This is a genomic window from Bradyrhizobium valentinum (assembly GCF_001440405.1).
Taxonomy (GTDB): domain Bacteria; phylum Pseudomonadota; class Alphaproteobacteria; order Rhizobiales; family Xanthobacteraceae; genus Bradyrhizobium; species Bradyrhizobium valentinum.
This window is the reverse complement of the sequence record NZ_LLXX01000182.1, coordinates 1-21,248: the sequence shown is the minus strand read 5'-3', so window position 1 is coordinate 21,248 and position 21,248 is coordinate 1. Positions and strand designations below refer to the sequence as shown.

The following is a 21,248-nucleotide window of genomic DNA, read 5'->3' as shown; positions in this document are numbered from 1 at the left end:
TTCCTCGGTCGCACGTTTCACGGCGTTCTTCAGGTCGTCGAGCTCCCTGACCAATCCGTCGAGCCGAAGTCTGGCCCATTTACCCGAATGTATGAGCGATCTCATGTTCCTGGCCGAGCACGAATGGACTGAACTGATTGCGTGGCGCCGCGAGCTCCACAGCAAGCCTGAGTTGTCAGGACAGGAGGAGAAGACCGCGCAAGCCGTGCAGGCGCTTCTTCATGCATCCGGCGCCGACAAGGTCGTTACGGGGCTTGGCGGTCATGGCGTGCTCGGAATCTATGAAGGGGACACGCCCGGCCTGACCATCATGCTTCGGGCCGAGCTGGATGGATTGCCTATACAGGAGACCTCGGAACTGGCGTACCGGTCACTCATGCTAGGAAAAGCGCATCTCTGCGGTCATGACGGTCACATGACAATTCTGGCAGCGATCGCGCGCGGCTTGGGGCGGCAACGCCCAAAGCGGGGGCGGGCTGTGCTCCTGTTCCAGCCGGCTGAAGAGGACGGCTTCGGCGCGGCAGCGGTGCTTGCCGATGCGAAGTTCGAAGAGGTGCGGCCCGATTTTGTTTTCTCGTTGCATAACTTGCCGGGACTTCCGCTCGGGCACGCTTCAATTGCCGAAGGTTTGGTCAATTGCGCGTCGCGCGGGATGCAGATCGCTTTGACCGGACGAACCGCACACGCCTCCAGCCCTGAGTTCGGTGTTTCGCCGCAACGAGCCATAGCAACGTTGCTAAACGAAATCACCGCATTGGGACGGGGCGGCGCGCTGGATGAAGCGTTCTCGATGGTGACGGTCACCCATGCAAGGCTCGGCGAGCCGGCGTTCGGCATCTCGCCCGGTCAGGCCGAGCTTTGGGTGACGCTGAGGACGCTGACCGATTCGACGATGGAACGGATTCAATTGCAGGCGGAAGATCTGGTACAACGCGTGGCGGCGAGCGAAGGGCTGCAGGTCGGAATCACCTACCGCGACGTGTTCAGTCACTGCTTGAACAATGCGGAGGCCGTTGCCCATCTGAAAGCCGCGCTCGATGCAGAAGGTGTGCGTCATTCTACGCAAGGCCTTCCGATGCGGGGTTCGGAGGATTTTGGACGATTCAACGCCCGATCCAGGGCCGCGATGTTCTTCCTTGGCGCAGGGGAGCAGCATCCCGGCTTGCACGAGCCGAACTATGATTTTCCCGATGAACTCATTGAAATTGGTGCGAAAGTTTTCATGCGGGCTCTGCGCAATCTGCTGGATTGAAAAGATTTGAACGCGTGCAAGGGCGCAATGATGATTCCATCTGTTGCCGCGCTTGATGCTCATGCAGAAGATTAGAACGGATAAAAACTAGAAAGATTCAAAACGTCGTGGCGCGTGGAATCTCGCGAAACGAAACTGATTCGCTTGAGCGCGTGTTTGAACGCTTAAAAATCCTGGTGCTACAATTCTGAACAATTAGAAAGTGCGTGGTGTTGCTCTATCGCCACTGACGCAATCTGTTGCGCGCGCACACCATCACCTTAGATGGCTTCTACTCGCTGTTTCCACTTCGGAAGTTAGAACGAGCACCCAGACCTGCTTGTGGGCTTTGGGGTGGAAGTATGACATATCAAGTCGCTGCGAGAAATGTTGTGCGCGCTGTTTCGCTGGGAGCGGTGAGCTATCTCGCGCTTTCGCTGGATTTTTCGAGTGGCGCTCAGAAGGCGTTTGCGCAGAATTTGCCGCCCGTCACCGTCGATGCTCCAACCCAGCAACGAGCGCGCCCTGCAGCAGCACGGAGAACGCAAACGTCCACGTCGCGCGTGCAGCGGCGCGTCGCCGCGCCGGCGCCGCGTCGGGTGGAGCCGGTTCCGTATGTGACGCCTTCGACTGGAACGGTCGGCGCGCCGCCCGCGCCCTATGCTGGCGGACAGGTGGCGACGGGCGGGAGCTTGGGCATTCTCGGCAATCGCGGCGTGATGGATACCCCGTTCAACCAGACCAGCTACACGGCGGAGTTGATCGCGAATCAGCAGGCTCGAACGATCCGTGACGTGCTGGCGAACGATCCTTCTGTGAGAGTGGTGCAGGCGGCGGGTGGCGGCGCCGATAGTCTGTTCATCCGCGGCTTCTATTATGACAGCGGCGATTTTGGGCTGAACGGTCTTTACGGAATCGCGCCGTACTATTCCATCGGGGCAAACTTCATCGAGCGCGTCGAGGTATTGAAGGGCCCGAGCGCCGTGCTCAACGGCATGACCACTGGCGGCCAGGGTGTAGCGAGCGGCGGTGCCGTTGGCGGCAGCATCAACCTTATCACCAAGCATGCTCCCGACGTTGATATTACGCGACTGACGGGATTTTACGTGTCCAAATCGCAATTTGGCGAGCACATCGACGTCAGTCGGCGGTACGGCGAACGCAAGGAGTGGGGCGTCCGACTAAACAGCACTTACTCTAACGGCAATACTCCTTGGAATCGTCAGACCGACGAGTTTGGAAATGCGGTCCTGGCGCTTGATTATCTCGGCGAGAATGCACGTCTGGCCGTCGACGTCGGCTATCAGGCTGACGTTCTGAAGCCGCCGCTGCGCTTCTTTACGCTCGGCCCGACGGCAACCATCATTCCTCCGCCACCGAAACCCGGAACGAATTTTCAGGTGCCGTGGGCGTATTACGCGCCGACGGACTTCTTCTCGACCGTAAAAGGCGAGGTTGATGTTACCGACTGGGTGACGGCCTATGCCGCGTTTGGTTATCATGATAGTAATATCAATTATACCTACCCTTCACCCATCCTTACGAACATGACTGCCCCACCCGGCAGCGTATTCCAGTTGGGAGGCCTGTCGTCACAACCAATACGCGGCAAGGAGACGTATGAGACGCTCGCAGGTGAGGCCGGCGTCCGTGCAACAGTTGATACCGGCCCCATCAATCACGCGGTGAACGTCAATTACTCTATTAACGATCGAACCTATAGGCAGCAGGTTTGGGCTCGTACGGCCCTGCCTGCCAACAACTTGATCTTCTGGAACCTCTACAACGAGCCGACCAATATTCCGAGCCCCACTCTCAATACTATTGCGGCCAATCAACTAACCAACGTCAATCTCGAAAGCGTCGGCGTTTCTGATACGATGTCGTTCTGGAACAAGCGCGTTCAGTTGACGGTTGGCGTTCGTCATCAGACGGCGGGAAGCCAGGTTACGAATTATTTCGCGCCCGGTAACAGCAGGCCGGAGAGAGAGGCTTCGGCGGTAACTCCTGCCTACGCTATCGTGGTGAAGCCGGTTGAAAATATCTCGCTTTATGCAAACTACATCGAAGGTTTTCAGACGCCGCATGTGGTGACTGGAAACTTCATCAACGTCGGCACGGTGTTTCCACCCAGCAGAACAACACAGGCAGAGACCGGCGTGAAAATAGATACTGGCCGCTTTACCACGACGTTGAGTCTGTTTGAAATCACGCAGCCGAGCATCATTACGGTCGCGGGGGCGACCGGGAATTCCCAACTACTCAACGGCAGGCAGCGCAATCGCGGCGCCGAGGTCAATGTGTTCGGCGAGATCACGCCCGACATCCGCCTTCTTGGGGGCCTGGCCCTAATCGATGGTGTACAGGAACAGACTCAAAATGGGACCAACGACGGCAAGAAGGCGCCCGGCGTTCCAGCAGTCACAGCTAATATCGGCGCGGAGTGGGATACCCCGTTCGTGCGTGGCCTTACACTCTCCGGTAGGGTGATCTATACCTCTTCTCAATATGCCAACGTCGGAAATACCCTCACGCTGCCTGAGTGGACGCGGGTCGACATCGGAGCGCGGTATACCTTTACGTCGCCCTGGAACGGCAAGCCGATCGTGATCCGCGCCAATATCGAGAACGTCTTCAACGAAGCCTATTGGGCGTCGGCCTACAGCGGTGTGATCACGCTTGCCGCCCCGCGCACCTATCTCTTGTCGACGACGTTCAACTTCTGAACGCAGCGCCAATCTGGTCGCCTGCAATACGCGCCGCCGCGGATCTCGTCCGCGGCGGTTTTTCTTTGACCTGCATTGTCAGCAAAGGTTCGCTTATCGAAACTGATGACAATGTGATGAAAAGAATCTTCCGAACACTGCTGCGATTTTCGAATCTCGAAAATTGTTCCGACCTCACAAACTAGAATTGCAAGAAACTGCGTATCGTTTTGCAAATCAGTGACTTGTCATGCATGTTGCCCGCAAGCGCGGAGGTTGCATTGTGTCACGGTATCGCCACCTTGGAGCTATTAAAAACTTCGGCGCCGATATTGCTTTGACCATCATTTGCTTCTGACCTACTCAAACGCCATTGCTTTCGTTTTCTAAGAAGGGGCCGAGCCAATGATGGTGTTCGACAGAGACGACGTCACCTTCACCGTCGTTATCAATCACGAAGAGCAATACTCCATCTGGCCGACGTTCAAGGAAATTCCGAACGGCTGGAAAGCGGTAGGCAAGAGCGGCAGCAAGAAGGAATGCCTCGATCACATCGAACAGGTGTGGACCGACATGCGCCCGCTGACGCTCCGAAAATTCATGGACGAAACAGCGCCGCAGCAGTCGGCCTAGCAAACGGAGCCTTGTCTTCCGATGCGGCTTCTTTGTCTGCCTTACTCCGGCGGCAGCGCCATGTTCTATGCGCGGTGGCGCAGGCTGCTGCCGTCATGGATCGATGTCTACCCGGTGGAGTGGCCCGGGCGCGGCGCGCGCATGAACGAGCCGCTCGCGACCGATCCCGGCGCGCTCGCATCGCAGCTCGCTCGCGAGCTTGGCGCGCAACTTGACGCGCCGTACGCATTGTTCGGGCACAGCCTTGGTGCGCTGATCGCGTTCGAGCTCGCGCATAGCCTGCTCGATCGCGGCGCGCCAGCACCGGCCATGCTCTTTGCCTCAGGGGCGGAGGCCCCAGCCGTTCGCGATGGCAGCAAATGGCGCCTGCCATTGAGCGACGAAGAGTTGCTCAGGGAATTGCGCGATCTTCAGGGCACGCCGGACGAAGCGTTGTTGAATGCAGAGTTGATGCGATCGGCGCTTCCGGTGCTCCGTGCCGACTTCCTGATGTGCGGCGCTTATGTCTACCGGCCGCGGCATCCGTTGCCGTACCCCGTGCACGTCTTTGGCGGTGTCGACGACGACACCGGCCGTGAATCGCTCCAGGCCTGGCGGCAGGAGACCTCGGCATCATTCACGCTTCACATGTTGCCGGGGCATCACTTCTTCATTCACACCCAGCAGGCTGAACTGATCGACTTGATCGGAGCGGCCATGGCCCGGCAATCGGGGCGATCGATTGGTTTGCATCGGAGCGAGGATCATGAGCGTGTTCTCCGTCCAGCCACTCATTGAGGGCCAGCGCCTTCCGTTGTTGCTCAAGGCCGGCACAGTTGGGCAGCCGCTTGGCGAAGCGCTTCCCACGCTGCGCGACACCATCGACCGGCATCTGACGGATTGTGGCGGCATCGTCTTTCGCGATTTCTCACTCGACGGTCCTGACGCGTTCCGCGCGTTCGCAGCCGATTTCGGTCATCCGCTGCTCACCTACGAGTTTGGATCGACGCCGCGCTCGCAGGTCACCTCCGGGGTCTACACGTCCACCGAATATCCGCCGCACCAGCATATCCCGCTGCACAACGAGCAGGCCTATACGCGCGATTGGCCGATGAAGATCTGGTTCTATTGCATGCAGCCGGCGCTGGAGGGCGGCGAGACGCCGATTGCCGACAGCCGCGCCATCCATCGCGACATGCCGCCGGCGATACGCGAGCGTTTCGCCGAGAAGGGCGTGATGTATGTGCGGAACTACGGCAACGGTCTCGACGTCGATTGGCAGCAGGTGTTCGGTACCGACTCCAGGTCGGAGGTCGAGGCCTACTGCGCCGCGCATGACATCGAATGCGAGTGGAAGGAAGACGGCGAGCTTCGCACGCGCCAGATCTGCCAGGGCACGGCGCGCCACCCGGTGACGGGAGAATGGGTCTGGTTCAATCAGGCCCATTTGTTTCATGTCTCCAATCTCGAGCCGGAGGTGCGCGAGAGCCTGCTCGATGTGGTCGGTGACGAGGTCGATCTGCCGCGCAACGTCCTCTACGGCGACGGTTCGCCGATCGACGATGAAACGTTGTCCACGGTTCGCAGCGTTCTCGAAAAGCATAAGATCAGCTTCCCCTGGCAGGCCGGCGACGTGGTGATGCTCGATAACATGCTCACCGCACATGCGCGCGCACCGTTCAAGGGGCCGCGCAAGGTGATCGTCGCGATGGCGGAAGCCCATCGGCAGAGTTGATCGGCGTCTGTCACCTGGAAGGTGAGGGGTTTCGATTGGCGTCCGGACAGGATTTCGAAAAGATGTATAGAGACAGCCTTGTCGAACGATTGCGCGAACACGCCACGCTCCGTCCGAACAAAGCGGCGTTGCGCTTCCTGGAAGGGGACGATGTCGCCGACGAGTTGACATTCGCCGCGCTCGACGCCCGGGTAAGGTCCGTTGCGGCCCGGTTGCAGCGGTTGGGCGGTGCGGGCGAGCGGGCGGTCATCCTGCTGCCGAGCGGGATCAACTATGCCGTCGCCTTCTACGCGTGCCTGTATTCGGGCGTGATCGCGGTTCCGGCGTATCCGCCGGAAGGCGGCCCCGAGCGCTATGCGGCACGTCTTAACGGCATTCTGCGCGACGCAGCGCCGCGCTTCATCCTGGTGGAAACGGCCCAGCGTTCTCTTGTGGAAGCAGCGTTTCCCGAACTGGCCAACGCCCAAATTATTGCGGTGGATACGATCCCGCCCGACCTCGCTGCGGAATGGCGAGAGACGAGGCCTGCGGCGGATGCGATCGCCTTCCTGCAGTACACGTCGGGATCGACGTCGCAGCCGAAAGGCGTCTGCGTCTCGCACGGAAATCTGACGGCCAATGAGAAAGCCATCCAGGCCGCGGCCGGCGGAACGCTTGACGATGTTTTCGTAAGCTGGCTGCCGCTCTATCACGACATGGGATTGATCGGTGGATTGCTCAATCCGCTGTTCACTGGATTTACCGCCGTCCTGATGTCACCACGCAATTTTCTCGAGCGGCCGCGACGCTGGCTTGAGGCGATCGATCGTCACGGCGGAACGTTGAGCGGCGGACCTGATTTCGCTTACGCACTGTGCACCGACCGCATTTCCGATGAAACGATCGGTCGGCTCGACCTGAGCCGCTGGAAGTTCGCATTCTCCGGCTCGGAATTTGTCCGCAAGAGCACACTGAGGAGATTCGGCGAACGCTTCGAACGGGCCGGGTTCGACCGGCGTGCGCTAACCGCCTGCTACGGCCTGGCCGAGGCGACGTTGTTGGTGACGGCAGGTGAAATCACCGCTGAGACCGTCTGCTACACGCTCGACACGCCGGCGCTTGCCGCAGGCCGCGTTGCAACCGCGGACGAAGGCACCGACCTGGTGGCGTGCGGCCAAACGGTCGCCGATCATGCCACGCGCATCATGTGGACCGATGGATCGGCGGAGGCCGAGGTGGACGAAATCGGCGAGATCTGGGTCGCCGGTCCCAGCGTTGCGCTTGGATACTGGAACAACGCCGAGGCCACGCAAAAGGCCTTCGTCGAGCGCGACGACGTGCGCTGGCTGCGTACCGGAGACATTGGCTTTATCCGGGACGGTGCGCTCGTCGTCACCGGCCGGCTCAAGGATCTCCTGATCGTTCGCGGGCAGAACGTCTATCCGACGGACGTCGAACAGGCGATTGAGGCCGATGTCGGGCTGGTCCGCAGCGGGCGGGTTGCCGCCTTTGCGGTTGAGATGGACGGGCGGGAAAGCATTGGCGTGGCGGCGGAGTTCAGCCGCACTGTTCTCAAGCGCAGCGATCCCGAAGCGCTCGCCCATGCGATCGGCGAGGCGGTGCTGCGGCAGGCGCAGGAATATCCGGCCGTGATCGTCCTGTTGAATCCGCAAGCGATGCCGCTGACAACCAGCGGAAAACTGCAGCGTTCGGCCTGCGCCGCGCGCTGGGCTGACAATACGCTCGACAGTTTTATGGTCTTCGAAAGAGGGCGCCGCCGCGACGGGGCCGTATTGACGGCTCCGGTTAGCGATACCGAGCGTACGGTGGCATCGATCTGGCGCGATGCGCTCGGCGTCAGGGCCGTGCATCGCGAGGACGAGTTCTTCGTGCTGGGCGGAAACTCGATCGCGGCCGGACAGGTCACAGCCGCGCTCCGCGAGCGCTTCGGCGTCGAGCTGGAACTGCGCAGCTTCTTCGACGCGCCGACGCTCACAGCGTTCGCGAGCCATGTCGATGGCCTGGCGCAGACCGGCGCGGAGCGGGCGCTGCCGCCGATTCCGCGGGCACCGGCGACCGATCGCGCGACCTTGTCGCATGCGCAGGAACGGCTGTGGTTCCTCTGGAATATCGACCCCACTGGGACGGCCTATACCGTTGCCAGCACGATCCGCCTGAAAGGAAAGCTGGATCATGCCGCCTTGTCGCGCGCGATCGGAGAGGTCGTCCGGCGCCACGAGGCGCTGCGCACCACGTTCGTCGCCGCCGACGGTCGCGCAAGGCAGATCATTCACGACGCCGTGAGCGTTGGTATCAGGCACCAGGATCTCCGTTCATATTCCGCGCGTGACCGCGCTGAGCATGCCGCTGAGCTCAGGCGATCCGAACTCGCGAGGCCCTTCGACCTCGTGAACGGGCCGCTGTTCCGGGCAGTTTTGCTTCAGTTCGCAGATGACGCGCACGAACTGCTGCTGCTCGCCCATCACATCGTCGTCGATGGCTGGTCACTCGATGTGATGCTCGAAGAGCTGGCTGGGCTCTATCGGGGCGGCATCGGGCAGAGCGCGGGTGCGCCGCCGATACCGATGATTCAGTATGCGGATTTCGGAGCCTGGCACCGAAACTGGCTCGCGGGCGGTGAGGGAGACCGGCAGTTCGCGTATTGGCGCGCAAAGCTGGGCGATGCGCATCCGGTGCTGGCTCTGCCCCATGATCGGCTGCGTCCGGCAACGCAAAGTCATGCCGGGGATACGATCGGCCTTGCGATCGACGCTGCGCTTGCCGCGCGGCTGCGGGAGGTTGCTGCGAAACATCGTGCAAGCGTCTTCATGCTGCTGCTCGGCGCGTACCAGGCGCTGCTCTTTCGCTATTCCGGACAGAGCGATTTGCGCGTCGGCGTGCCAGTCGCGGGACGTCGGCATGCGCAGCTCGAACGGCTGATCGGATGTTTCGTCAACACGCTGGTGCTGCGTGCGGAGATCGCAAATGAAGCGACCTTCCCGGATCTGCTCCGACAGGTCAAGGAAGCGGTGATCGATGCGCTGTCGCACCAGGATCTGCCCTTCGAAATGCTGGTCGACGGCCTGCGGCCCGAACGAAGCGGCGGTCACAATCCGCTGTTCCAGGCCAAGTTCAACTACATGACGGCGCCACGCGGGTTCGATGGTGTCGAAGGGCTCACCGCCGAGATCGATATCATGGACCTCGCCGGTTCGCATTTTGACCTCGCGCTTGATATCGTCGATGGCGCGGGCGGCATGAAGGCGACCTTCAACTACGCCACCGATCTCTTCGACTCCCCGACGATCGCGCGGCTGGCGGCACAATTCGGTTCGATGCTGCGCCAGATCGCTGATAATGCGGAGCGGCGGATATCGGACTTCGTCATTGACGATGCGAACCGGCAGGTCGTGCCGAGCCAGACCGCCGTGTTTGGATTCACCGATGTGGTCAGTCTTTATCGCGCGGTGACAGTCGGTAGGCAGGCAGCGATTGCCATCCGTTGCGGCAATGAGACATTGACCTTTGCAGACCTCGAGCAAAGGTCAAACCGCATTGCCCATATGCTCGCAGGCAAGGGCGTGACACGCGAGGCTCCGGTTGCGCTGTGGATCGAGCGCTCGCCGGCTTTTGTCGTTGCGCTGCTTGGGGTGCTGAAGGCCGGCGGTGCCTATGTGCCGCTCGATCCGAAATGGCCGCTGAAGCGCATCAAGCGCATCCTGGAGGATGGCGGCATCGATATCGTGCTGGCCGCGGGCGAGAAGTTGGCGGAAGCGCTTGCACTCGATTGCCTTGTGCTCGATGCTGACGCCGAAGCGGCGCACGAGCAAACGTCGAGTGCGTCGCCCGACAATTCCATCCACCCGGCGCAGACCGCTTACGTCATATACACCTCCGGATCGACCGGGGCGCCCAAGGGCGTCGCCGTCTCGCACGGCGCATTGGCCAATTACGTGCAGGCCTTGTTGCAACGCCTGCAGCCGCAGCCATTATCGAACATGGCGATGGTCTCGACCGTGGCAGCCGATCTCGGGCACACTGTCCTGTTCGGCGCGCTCGCCTCCGGCGTGACGCTGCATCTGCTGTCTCCGGAAACCGTGTTCGATGCGGATGCGTTCGCAAAGGCCATGCGGGACGGCGACGTCGGCATTCTCAAGATCGTGCCCAGCCATCTGCGCGGCCTGCTGCAGGCATCGCGCTCGGCCGATCTCCTGCCACGCGATGCGCTCATCCTGGGTGGCGAGGCCTGCGACGCCGCACTATTGGACGGGATCCGGCAGTTGCGGCCGCAATGTCGAATTTTGAATCACTACGGGCCGACGGAAACGACGGTTGGTGCGGTGACCTATGAATGCGAGCCCACAAGCGAGGCGGGACCGGTTCCGATTGGCCTGCCGCTTGCTAATCTACGCGTCTACGTTCTGGATGATGCGCTCAACGAAGTCCCGATCGGCGTCACGGGCGAACTCTATATCGGGGGCGCCGGTGTCGCGCGGGGGTATCGTGGCGCGGCCGGCTTGACCGCCGAGCGCTTTATTCCTGATCCGTTCGGGTCGGCCGGAGAGCGGCTGTACCGGACCGGTGATCGTGTTCGCTGCGATCGGGCAGGCCGACTGCTATTCCTTGGCCGCGCCGACGACCAGATCAAGCTACGTGGCTATCGCATCGAGCTCGGCGAAGTCGGGCGCGCCATCAAGGCGCTGCGGGGGATCGATGACGCGGTGGTTGTCGCGCGCGCGATCGGTGCGAGCGCCGAGCGGCAGGAACTCGTAGCTTACTGTCTGCCCGGCAACGACGCCACGCCGAAACCGGACCTGATCAAGCAGCAACTGGCTGCGGTGGTACCGGAATATATGGTGCCGTCACACATTATTATGTTGGAGCGACTGCCCCTCACACCCAATGGCAAGATCGACCGCAAGGCGTTGCCGGCGCTCGCCGAACAGGCGGTTGCGTCGAGCTATGCCGCGCCTGTGGGCGACGCCGAGGAGGCTATCGCCGCGGTGTGGCGTGAGGTGCTCGGCCGCGAGTGCATCGGCCGCAACGACAACTTCTTCGAGCTCGGCGGCGATTCCATTCTCAGCCTGCAAATCATCGCCCGTTTGCGCAAGCGCGGCATTCGCCTGACGCCGAAGCAGGTGTTCGGACAGCAAAGCATCGCCGGGTTGGCTACCGTTGCCGCTATCACAGCAGCACCCGCGGCAAGGAAAGAGGAGCCGGACACGAAGACGTCGGCCGGCGGCGATCCGGCTACCGGCATGCGTCATTTGCTGCCGATCCAGGCTCGCTTTTTCGGGGAGGATATCGGCAATCGGAATCACTGGAACCAGGCTGTGCTGCTGGTCCCGCAAACGCGGATGGACTGGGAGACACTGCGAGGCGCGCTTAACGCAATCGTGGAGCACCACGATGCGCTGCGCCTGCGGTTCAAGCAGGTGGACGGCGCGTGGCGGGCAGAGCGGGGCGGTCCGCCGGCGCTGTCAGAACTGCTGTGGATTCGTACCGATGTCGCCGACGCCACGGAGGTTACCGCGCTTGCCTCTGCCGCACAGCAAAGCCTGTCGCTATCTTCCGGGCCTTTACTGCGTGCGGTCGGGATGGACCTTGCGGATGGCAGCCAGCGGCTGCTGGTCGCGATCCATCATTTGATTGTCGATGGCGTATCCTGGCGCATCCTGCTGGAAGACCTGGTCTCGGCTTACGATCAGTTGAAGGAAGGCGGCACCGCCGTCACGCTACCGCCAAAGAGCGAATCCTTTGCGTCCTGGGGCGCGCGGTTGCATTCTTACGCGACGACCCCGTCGCTCGCGGACGAACTGCCCTTCTGGCTCGATTGCGGGGCGGGCCCGAGCCTGCCACACGACCACGACCATGGCGGCGTCGATCTCGTCGGTGACGTCGAGGATGTGTCGCTGGTATTCGATGCCCAATTGACGTCGAGGCTGCTTGAAGAGGCGCCTTCCGCCTATCGGACGCAGGTCAACGATCTCTTGCTGGCGAGCCTGGCGCGCGCCGTCTCGCGCTGGAGCCGATGCAACGATGTGACGATCGAGCTCGAAGGCCACGGCCGCGAGGACATATTTCCCGGGGCGGATATCTCTCGCACCGTGGGCTGGTTCACGACGGCCTTCCCGGTGCGGCTACAGGGCGGCGCGGGCGACGACGCGTCTCTCATCAAGGCGGTCAAGGAAAAGCTTCGCGCGATCCCCAACCGCGGGCTTGGCTATGGCGTGTTGCGCTATCTCGGCTCCGAGGATCAGCGCCATGCGCTGGCGCAACTGGCCGAGCCGCAGATTGTTTTCAACTATCTCGGCCGGTTCGATGGCAGCGTTGGCGCTTCCCAGCGCTTCGCCTTTGCGCCCGAGAGCGCAGGTCCGTCTCGCAGCGCCACCGCTCCCTTGCGTGGGCGGCTGAACATCAACGGTCTGGTGCGTGAAGGGCGTCTGCAATTGTCCTTCGGATATGGACGCAAGCGCTATCGACGCGAGGCGATCGAGCGGCTGGCAGGGCTTTACGAGGCGGCCCTGCACGGCTTGGTGGCGCATTGCTGCAGCGGAGCATTTGGTCTCACGCCGTCGGACGTTGCGCTGTCCGGGCTCGGTCAGGTTGATCTCGATCGGCTGGGAACGACGTTGGATCTCCGCGGCATCGAGGACATCTATCCACTTTCGCCGATGCAGCAGGGCATGCTGTTCCACGCGCTCCGCGATGGCGACAACGACGCCTATGTGAACCAGGTCGGGCTCGAGCTGTTCGGCTTCGATGCCGAAGAGCTTCGTATGGCGTGGCAGGCGGTGAGTGACCGGCACGCCGCGTTGCGGACCGGCTTTGTCTGGCAGAATCTGTCGGGCACAGCGCAGCAGGTGGTGCACCGTCATGTGAAGGTACCGTTCGTCGAAGAGGATTGGTGCAACCGGACGGCAGCGCTCGAACGCAACAGCGGACGCGCGGAACTGGATGCCGCGCGGGCGGAAGTATCCCGGCGGGAACGCGAGTCCGGCTTTGATGTCTCGCAGCCGCCGTTGCAGCGGGTGCGCTTGATCCGGCTCGACGACAAGCGTCACTGGTTGATCTGGACCCATCACCACATTTTTGTCGACGGCTGGAGTTCGGCCCGCTTGGTTGCAGAGGTGCTGCAGCATGTTAACGGTGGCGCGCTGCCCGCGGTGCAGGGCAGCTATCGCGACTACATCGCATGGCTGCAGGGCCGCGATCACGCAGCGGCCGACAAATTCTGGCGCGATGCGTTGGCAGGGGTGGAGGCGCCGACCCTGCTGGCGAATGCGCTGGTAGCGAACGACAAGGCATCGGAGGCCAACGGGCACGCCAGCATTGCGCTTGCGGTGAATGCGGAGCTGACCGAACGGATGATGGTCTTTGCGAAGCGCGAGCGGGTGACGCTCAATACGCTCATACAGGGCGCGTGGGCGCAGTTGCTGCGGCGGCATTCGGGGCAGGCCGCCGTCTGTTTCGGGGTGACCGTATCGGGCCGGCCGGAGGAACTGGCGGGCTCCGAGGAGATGGTGGGGCTCTTCATCAACACATTGCCGATCGTCGACGCGCCAAATCCGCAAGCGGGTGTCGGCGAGTGGCTGCGTCAGTTGCAGGAGCAGAACCTGGCTTTGCGCGAGCATGGCTGGACGCCGCTCTACGAAATCCAGCGCCTCGCTGGCCAAGCCGGGCAGACGCTGTTCGACAGCATTCTGGTGTTCGAAAACTATCCGATCGACGAAGCGCTGCGGCGGGCCGGCGAGAGCGGCCCGCGCCTGGGACGCGTGGACCATGTGACGCCGACGAACTATGCGTTGGGGGTTGCCGTGTTCGCCGGAAGCGACGGGCTCGACCTGGAGTTCAATTACGACCGGGCCCGGTTCGACGAGGCAGCAGTACTGCGTCTTCGGCATCTGCTGCACGGAATGCTGGAGCGGATTACAGCCAATGCGGACCGTCCGCTCGGCGCTCTCGGATCAGCCGCCGATGACGAAGCCCGGCGAATCCTGGACTGGAGCGGTGCAGCGCCTTCGTCGCCTGCTTCCCATGGCGGCGTCGTCACGTATATCGAGGCGCAAGCCGCGCAGGCGCCTTCTGCCGTTGCGATTGTGTGGGGTGACCAGCGCATCAGCTATGGCGAGTTGAACGCCCGGGCGAACCAGCTTGCGCGACGGCTTCGTCTCTGGGACGTCGGTCCGGATCGCCTGATCGGCATCGCCTTGGCGCGCAGCCCGGAAATGATGGTGGCGCTGCTGGCTGTGCTGAAAGCAGGCGGCGCCTATCTCCCGCTCGATCCGGACTATCCGGCCGAGCGGCTCGCCCACATGCTGCGCGACAGCGCGGCGACCCTGGTATTGACGCAAAGCGCGCTGCTCGAACCGCTCGCACCGGTGCTGCGCGAGACCGGGGCCGAGGCCTGGTGCATCGACGAACCGCAGCAGATCGTTGGCGAAGACACCGGCAACCTGAATGTCGAAATCCATCCGGACAGCCTTGCCTACGTGATCTACACGTCGGGATCGACCGGAATGCCGAAGGGCGTGGCTGTAACGCACGGGCCGCTCGCCATGCATTGCGAGGCGATCGGCCGGCTGTACCGCATGACGTCGCGCGACCGGGAATTTCAGTCGGCCTCGATCAATTTCGACATCGCCCACGAGCGATGGCTGGTGCCGCTGATGACGGGCGGAGCGCTCGTCCTGCCGTCGAAGCCAGGTCTGCTGATCGACGACCTCGTCGGCGAGATTGAGAGAAATTCGGTCTCGACGATCTTTCTGCCGCCGGCCTATACGGATCAATTGAGTGCGGCGCTGCGGCAGAGCGGACGCAGGCTCTCGATCAGGGCCTGCATTGTGGGCGGCGAAGCCTGGTCGGATACCGGAATCCAGGCGCTTCGCCAGGCCGCCGATGTCGATCTTCTGGTTAACGCCTACGGCCCGACCGAGACGGTGATCGCGCCGACGGCGTGGCTGGTCGACGACGCCGCGTTGGTGCCGGGGCAGCCCGCGCCGATCGGACGACCCGTTGGTGTCAGGTCCGCTCACATCCTCGATGCTGACCTCAACATGGTGCCGGTTGGTGTCACCGGCGAACTGTTCATCGGCGGTGTTGGGCTGGCTCGGGGCTATCTGAGGCGGGGCGCACTGACGGCGGAACGGTTTATCCCGGATCCGTTCAGCGGCAACGGCGATCGCCTCTACCGTACCGGCGATCTCGCGCGGTGGCGGGCGGATGGCGTGATCGAATATGTCGCCCGCGCGGATCAGCAGGTGAAGATCCGCGGCTTCCGCATCGAGTTGGGAGAGATCGAGGCGCGCCTGCTCGAGCAGCGCGGCGTGCGCGCCGCGGCCGTGGTGGCGCGCGAGAGCAGGACCGGGTGCCAGTTGATTGCCTATGCCAGTGGTGAGCCGACACTCGACGGCCGCGCCTTGCGAGATGCGCTATCGGTCGTTCTGCCGGATTACATGGTGCCATCGACGGTCGTGGTGCTCGAGCAATTGCCGCTCACCCCCAACGGCAAGATCGACCGGCGGGCGTTGCCGTCACCGCACGAGGACGCGCAGGCCCGCCGTGGCTACGAGACGCCCGAGGACGAAATCGAGATTGCGCTGGCGAAGATCTGGGCCGAGCTGCTGAGTGTCGGCCAAGTCGGGCGCAACGATCACTTCTTCGAGCTTGGCGGACATTCACTGCTTGCCGTACGGGTGCTCAGCCGGGTGTCGCAGGAGATCGGCGTGTCCATTCCGGTTTCAGATCTGTTCGTTCATCCCGAACTCGCGTCATTCGCGCGCGTCGTGTCGATCAGGCTGATCGAGCAGGAGTTCGATGCAGAAGAACTCCAGGATCTGATCGCGGCGGGGCGGTGAACATGATGGCTTCATCAAAGCCAAATTTGCAGGATCTGGATCCAGCGGAGGTGAGAAAGCTCCTGTCGTTGGCCAGGGACCGCGGCCGAAACGCCAACAGGAGCGGACCCGCCTCGATTCCGGCGGTCCTCCGCGACGAGCCGCTGGAATTGTCCTTTGCACAGCAGCGTCTTTGGCTGCTGGCGCAGCTTGATGGCGTCAATTCCAACTATCACATCCGTGGCGCACTTCGCCTATCGGGCAATCTCGACGTCGGTGCATGGCGTCGTAGCCTGAACCGGTTGTTTGCGCGTCACGAAGCGCTGCGCAGCATCTTTCGCGTGGTCGATGGGCAGCCGAGCGTTGAATTGTTGCCTGCCGACGAACACCTGCCGGTGCTCGAACATGATTTGCGGCTACGGGAAGATGCTGAACAGGAACTCGCGCGCTTGTGCCGCGAGGAGGCCGGTACGCCGTTCGATCTCACCACGGGGCCATTGATCCGCGGCCGCCTGATCCGGGTCGCGGAGAGGAATTATCTGTTCCTGCTCACCCAGCATCACATCGTATCCGATGGCTGGTCGATGAGTGTGCTTGTGCGCGAGCTAGGTGCGTTATACCGGACATTTGTGGCCGGCCAGGACGATCCGCTGCCACCGCTGGCAATTCAGTACCCGGACTACGCCGCCTGGCAACGGCAGTGGCTGGCGGGCGAACGATTGCAGCGGCAGGTCGACTATTGGCGGCAGGCGCTCGCCGACGCGCCCGCGGTGCTCGAACTGCCGACAGACCGGCCGCGGCCGACGGTTAGGTCTCTCGCCGGCGCATCGTTGCCGATCGAGATCGACGCCGATCTTGCGCTCGGCATCAGGCGGCTCAGCCAATCGCATCGCGCGACGGCATTCATGACGGTGCTGGCGGCATGGGCGGCGGTGTTGTCAAAACTTTCGGGCCAGACCGATCTTGTGATCGGTACACCGACGGCCAACCGCAACAGGCGTGAAACCGAGGGTCTGGTCGGCTTCTTCGTCAATATGCTGGCGCTCCGCGTGGACCTGTCGGAAGAGCCTGATGTGGCGGAGCTGCTCAGCCGCACACGCGGTGCGGCGCTCAAGGCTCAGGATCATCAAGATCTGCCGTTCGAGCAACTCGTCGAGATCATTCAGCCACCGCGGCGACTGGACCATACGCCGGTCTTTCAGGTCGTGTTCGCCTGGCAGAGCAACGAAACGGCAACGCTTGAGCTGCCCGGCCTCCGGGCCGAGATTACCGATATCCCGCTGCAGCAGGTCAAGTTCGACCTCGAGCTCAATTTAGGCGAGGCCGGTGGCCGCATCGTCGGCGCCTTGAACTATGCAACGGCGCTGTTTGACGAAACGACGATCAAGCGTCACCGGGGCTACCTGCTCGCCATGTTGCGGGCCATGGTCACCGACGCGGATCAAATCGTCGACCGGATCGATGTGACAGGCGTCGAAGAACGCAAGCTGCTTCTGGACACATGGAACGAGACGGCTGTGCCGTTCCCGTCCGAGCGCTGCATCCACGAGCTGTTTGCAGAACAGGTCCGTACAGCGCCCGAAGCCATCGCATTGGTTCATGAGGGCGCTCGCCTGAGTTATGGCGAACTTGATGCGAAGGCCAACCAGCTCGCATGGCACCTGATCGCTTTGGGCGTCGGTCCGGACCAGCCGGTCGCAATCTGCCTGGAGCGCGGCGTCGCTATGGTCGTCAGCCTGCTGGCCGTGCTCAAGGCAGGTGGCGCTTATCTGCCACTGGATCCGGCCTATCCGGCGGAGCGGTTGCGCGAGATCGTCGATGACGCAAAACCGGGATTGTTGATCGCCAATAATGTCGCACGCGCGACATTCGCGAATACGACGTGCGAGCTTGTCGATCTGGAGGCAAGCGCGTCGGTCATCGCCAGTCTGGCGACATCAGATCCGGGTGATCTCGTCGCGGGCCTTACATCACGGCATCTCGCCTACATCATCTACACCTCCGGCTCTACCGGCAGGCCGAAGGGGGTGATGGTCGAGCATCGCGGCCTGGTGAATCTGGCGCTGGCCCAGAGAGCGCTGTTTGAAGTCTCCCCACGCAGCCGCGTTGTGCAGTTTGCGTCGTTCAGCTTCGACGCCAGTACCTGGGAAATCGTCATGGCCCTGTGCTCGGGGGCTGAGCTGTTTCTCATCGGTCCGCAACAGCACCGCAATACATCGGAACTGCTCGGCTATCTCGCGGACAACGCCATCACGCACGCGACCTTGCCGCCGGCCATGTTGCAGGGACGCACCGATCTCGACAGGCTGGCTTCGCTGCGGGTGCTGGTCCTCGCTGGTGAATTACCCAAGGCCGAACTAGTTAAGGGGCTGCCTTCGGGCGTGGCCGTCTTCAACGGCTACGGGCCGACGGAAGCAACGGTCTGCGCCACCACCTGGCTGCGGCAGGCGGGCTTTGATGGCGATGTCGTCCCGATCGGCCGGCCGCTTCCCAATACTCGGATCTATCTGCTCGACAGGTTCGGCGCGCCCGTTCCGCGCGGGGCGGTCGGCGAAATCTACATTGGCGGGGCAGGGGTCGCTCGCGGGTATCTCAATCGCGCCGATCTGACCGCGGAGCGCTTCGTGTGCGATCCCTTCAATGGCGACGCTGTCGCACGCATGTATCGCACCGGCGATCTCGGACGTTACCTGCCGGATGGCAATATCGAATTCCTCGGTCGCAATGATCATCAGGTCAAAATCCGCGGCTTCCGCATCGAACTCGGCGAGATTGAATTCCGTCTCAATGAGCATTCCGGCGTGGCCGATGCAGTGGTGCTGGTGCGTCAGGACGGTGGCGACCCGCGGCTGGTCGCGTATGTGGCCGCGAAGGACGACAACGCGAGACTCGATGCCAGTGAATTCGCGGCTGCGATGCGCAGCCACCTCCGTGCACGCTTGCCGGAATACATGGTGCCGTCAGCTTTCGTGCGCCTGGATGCATTGCCGCTGACGCCGAACGGCAAGGTCGATCGCAAGGCATTGTCTGCGCCAGAGGATGATGCCTTCGCACGACGTAGCTTTGAGCCGCCCCGGGGCGAGATCGAGGAGGTCGTTGCGAAGGTCTGGACCGAGTTGCTGGGGATCGATCGGATTGGACGCAACGATCATTTTTTTGAGCTGGGTGGCCATTCGCTGCTCGCGGTTCGCATGCTGGAACGGCTGCAGCGGCATTCGCTCCGCGCGGATGTGCGCTCGCTGTTCGCAAAGCCCGTGCTGGCAGATTTCGCTGTCAGCCTCAGTGGCGGCGAAGAAGCCGATGTTCCGGCCAATCTGATCACGCCGCAAACGACGGCGATTGTGCCCGAGCTGTTGCCGCTGATTGCATTGAAGCAATCCGACATCGATAGCATCGTGGCCAGGGTGCCCGGTGGCGTTGCCAACATCCAGGACATCTACGGGCTGTCGCCGCTTCAGGATGGTATCCTGTTTCACCATCTGTTGTCGGCGCAGGGTGATCCCTATTTGCTGGTCGGCCAGATGGCGTTTGCAAGCCGCGACTTGCTCGACCGCTATCTCGCCGCCGTCCAGCGCGTGATCGATCGTCACGACATTCTCCGCACGTCCATTGCGTGGGATGGCCTGTCCACTCCGGCGCAGGTGGTTTGGCGGCGGGCTTCCTTGGTCGTTACCGAAATCGTGCTGGATCGTGACAGCCCGGCGCATGAACAGCTCGCGCGGCGTTTCGACCCGCGCCGCAACCGGATCGATCTCGGCCAGGCGCCGCTATTGCGATTTGCGGTCGCCCACGATCCCGGCAAGGAGCGCTGGCTGCTGCTGGTATTGCTGCATCATTTGATCGGCGATCACTCCACCCTGGAGGTGATGCACGACGAGGTCCGAAAGATATTGTCCGGGCGCGGTCACGAGCTGGCGGCTTCATATCCGTTCCGAAGCCTGGTGGCGCAGTCGCGCGCATCGGCAGCGACGGCGGAGCACGAGCGCTTTTTCCGAAGCATGCTGTCTGACATCGATGAGCCGACCACGCCGTTTGGCCTGGACCGGGTGCACGGTGATGGTGGCGGCGTGGCGGAAGCCCGGCGAACGCTGCCGGAACAGCTTAACGCGCGGCTCCGCGTTGTAGCGCGGCACATCGGCGTAAGCCTTGCCAGCCTCTGCCACCTCGCGTGGGGCCAGGTGGTGGCCCGAAGCAGCGGTCGCGAGCGCGTCGTGTTCGGCACCGTCCTGTTCGGCCGCATGCATGCCGGCGCTGGTGGCGATCGCACTATGGGATTGTTCATCAATACATTGCCGTTGCGGCTCGATCTTGATGACACCGCGATCGAAGACAGCGTTCGCCATGCGCATGCCCAGCTGGCCGAACTGATGGCGCATGAGCATGCTTCGCTGGCGCTCGCGCAACGATGCAGTGGTGTCGCGGCGCCGGCGCCTTTATTCAGTTCGATCCTGAACTACCGTCACAATGCGATGCCGGATAACTCGACCGCAGATGAGAACAGCGCAGGTTTGAGCGGCATCGAGTGGCTGGGTGGTGAAGAGCGGACCAACTATCCCCTGATGCTGGCGATCGAGGACTACGGTCAGGCACTCGGGTTGACGGTGCAAGTGGTGCACCCGGTTTCACCTGATCGCGTGTGCGCCTTGATGGAGCAGGCGCTCGATCAACTGGCCGAGGCCCTGGAGCGCGCGCCTCGTTCTCCGGTGCGGCAGTTGGATGTTTTGCCTGACGACGAGCGCCAGCTTTTGCTGGAGACGTGGAATCGAACGCAGTCTCGATATCGACGAGATCGCTCATTCATCGCGCAGTTCGAGACGCAGGCCGGTCAATCACCTGACGCGGTCGCGCTGGTGTTCGGCGAGGAGAAGCTGAGCTACGCCGCGCTGAACGCTCAGTCCAATCGGCTGGCGCGGCGGCTGCGTGATCGTGGTGTCGGAACCGATGTGGTAGTCGGGCTGGCGCTCGACCGCAGTGTCGAGATGATGGTTGCGCTGCTGGCGGTGTTGAAGGCGGGCGCGGCGTATCTGCCGCTCGATCCGGATTACCCGCCGGAGCGGCTGGCGCACATGCTGCGTGACAGCGGTTCGGCGCTGATGCTGACGCAACGGACGCTGCTCGATCAGTTCTCTCCCGTGCTGGAGGAGACCGGC

General features: G+C 62.5%; 7 protein-coding genes and 2 pseudogenes. All 9 read left to right on the top strand.

What is annotated here, in order from left to right:
* Positions 1-103 precede the first annotated feature (103 nt).
* Positions 104-1,252, top strand: coding sequence for an amidohydrolase (locus CP49_RS33310; protein ID WP_057854365.1), 1,149 nt, complete (start codon positions 104-106; stop codon positions 1,250-1,252).
* A 341-nt stretch (positions 1,253-1,593) separates the two neighbouring features.
* A complete protein-coding gene (locus CP49_RS33305; RefSeq protein ID WP_057854364.1) occupies positions 1,594-3,957 on the top strand; it encodes a TonB-dependent receptor in 2,364 nt (787 codons plus the stop codon).
* 384 nt (positions 3,958-4,341) lie between these two features.
* Positions 4,342-4,569, top strand: coding sequence for an MbtH family protein (locus tag CP49_RS33300; RefSeq protein ID WP_057854363.1), 228 nt, complete (start codon positions 4,342-4,344; stop codon positions 4,567-4,569).
* A 21-nt stretch (positions 4,570-4,590) separates the two neighbouring features.
* Positions 4,591-5,346 carry a thioesterase II family protein gene (locus CP49_RS33295; protein ID WP_082646370.1) on the top strand — a complete coding sequence of 252 codons (756 nt, stop codon included), beginning with the start codon at positions 4,591-4,593 and terminating at the stop codon, positions 5,344-5,346.
* Positions 5,315-6,283, top strand: coding sequence for a TauD/TfdA family dioxygenase (locus CP49_RS33290; RefSeq protein WP_057854362.1), 969 nt, complete (start codon positions 5,315-5,317; stop codon positions 6,281-6,283). Before CP49_RS33295 ends, CP49_RS33290 begins: the two co-directional genes overlap by 32 nt.
* 62 nt (positions 6,284-6,345) lie before the next feature.
* Complete coding sequence (locus CP49_RS33285) at positions 6,346-16,119, top strand: non-ribosomal peptide synthetase (protein ID WP_057854403.1); 9,774 nt, start codon at positions 6,346-6,348, stop codon at positions 16,117-16,119.
* 2 nt (positions 16,120-16,121) lie between these two features.
* A pseudogene (locus CP49_RS49505) lies at positions 16,122-17,579 on the top strand (condensation domain-containing protein); the annotation flags it as partial.
* Positions 17,562-18,857 (top strand): annotated as a pseudogene (locus CP49_RS49500) (non-ribosomal peptide synthetase); the annotation flags it as partial. The pseudogenes CP49_RS49505 and CP49_RS49500, both read left to right, overlap by 18 nt.
* Positions 18,840-21,248 (top strand): condensation domain-containing protein (locus CP49_RS49495; RefSeq protein WP_420807668.1); only part of this gene is annotated, 2,409 nt, incomplete at its 3' end. The pseudogene CP49_RS49500 and the gene CP49_RS49495, both read left to right, overlap by 18 nt.

Excerpts from the sequence above, each read along its gene's own strand:
- CP49_RS33310 (WP_057854365.1), top strand. The coding sequence starts at position 104 with ATGTTCCTGGCCGAGCACGAATGGACTGAACTGATTGCGTGGCGCCGC.
- CP49_RS33305 (WP_057854364.1), top strand. The coding sequence starts at position 1,594 with ATGACATATCAAGTCGCTGCGAGAAATGTTGTGCGCGCTGTTTCGCTG.
- CP49_RS33300 (WP_057854363.1), top strand. The coding sequence starts at position 4,342 with ATGATGGTGTTCGACAGAGACGACGTCACCTTCACCGTCGTTATCAAT.
- CP49_RS33295 (WP_082646370.1), top strand. The coding sequence starts at position 4,591 with ATGCGGCTTCTTTGTCTGCCTTACTCCGGCGGCAGCGCCATGTTCTAT.
- CP49_RS33290 (WP_057854362.1), top strand. The coding sequence starts at position 5,315 with ATGAGCGTGTTCTCCGTCCAGCCACTCATTGAGGGCCAGCGCCTTCCG.
- CP49_RS33285 (WP_057854403.1), top strand. The coding sequence starts at position 6,346 with ATGTATAGAGACAGCCTTGTCGAACGATTGCGCGAACACGCCACGCTC.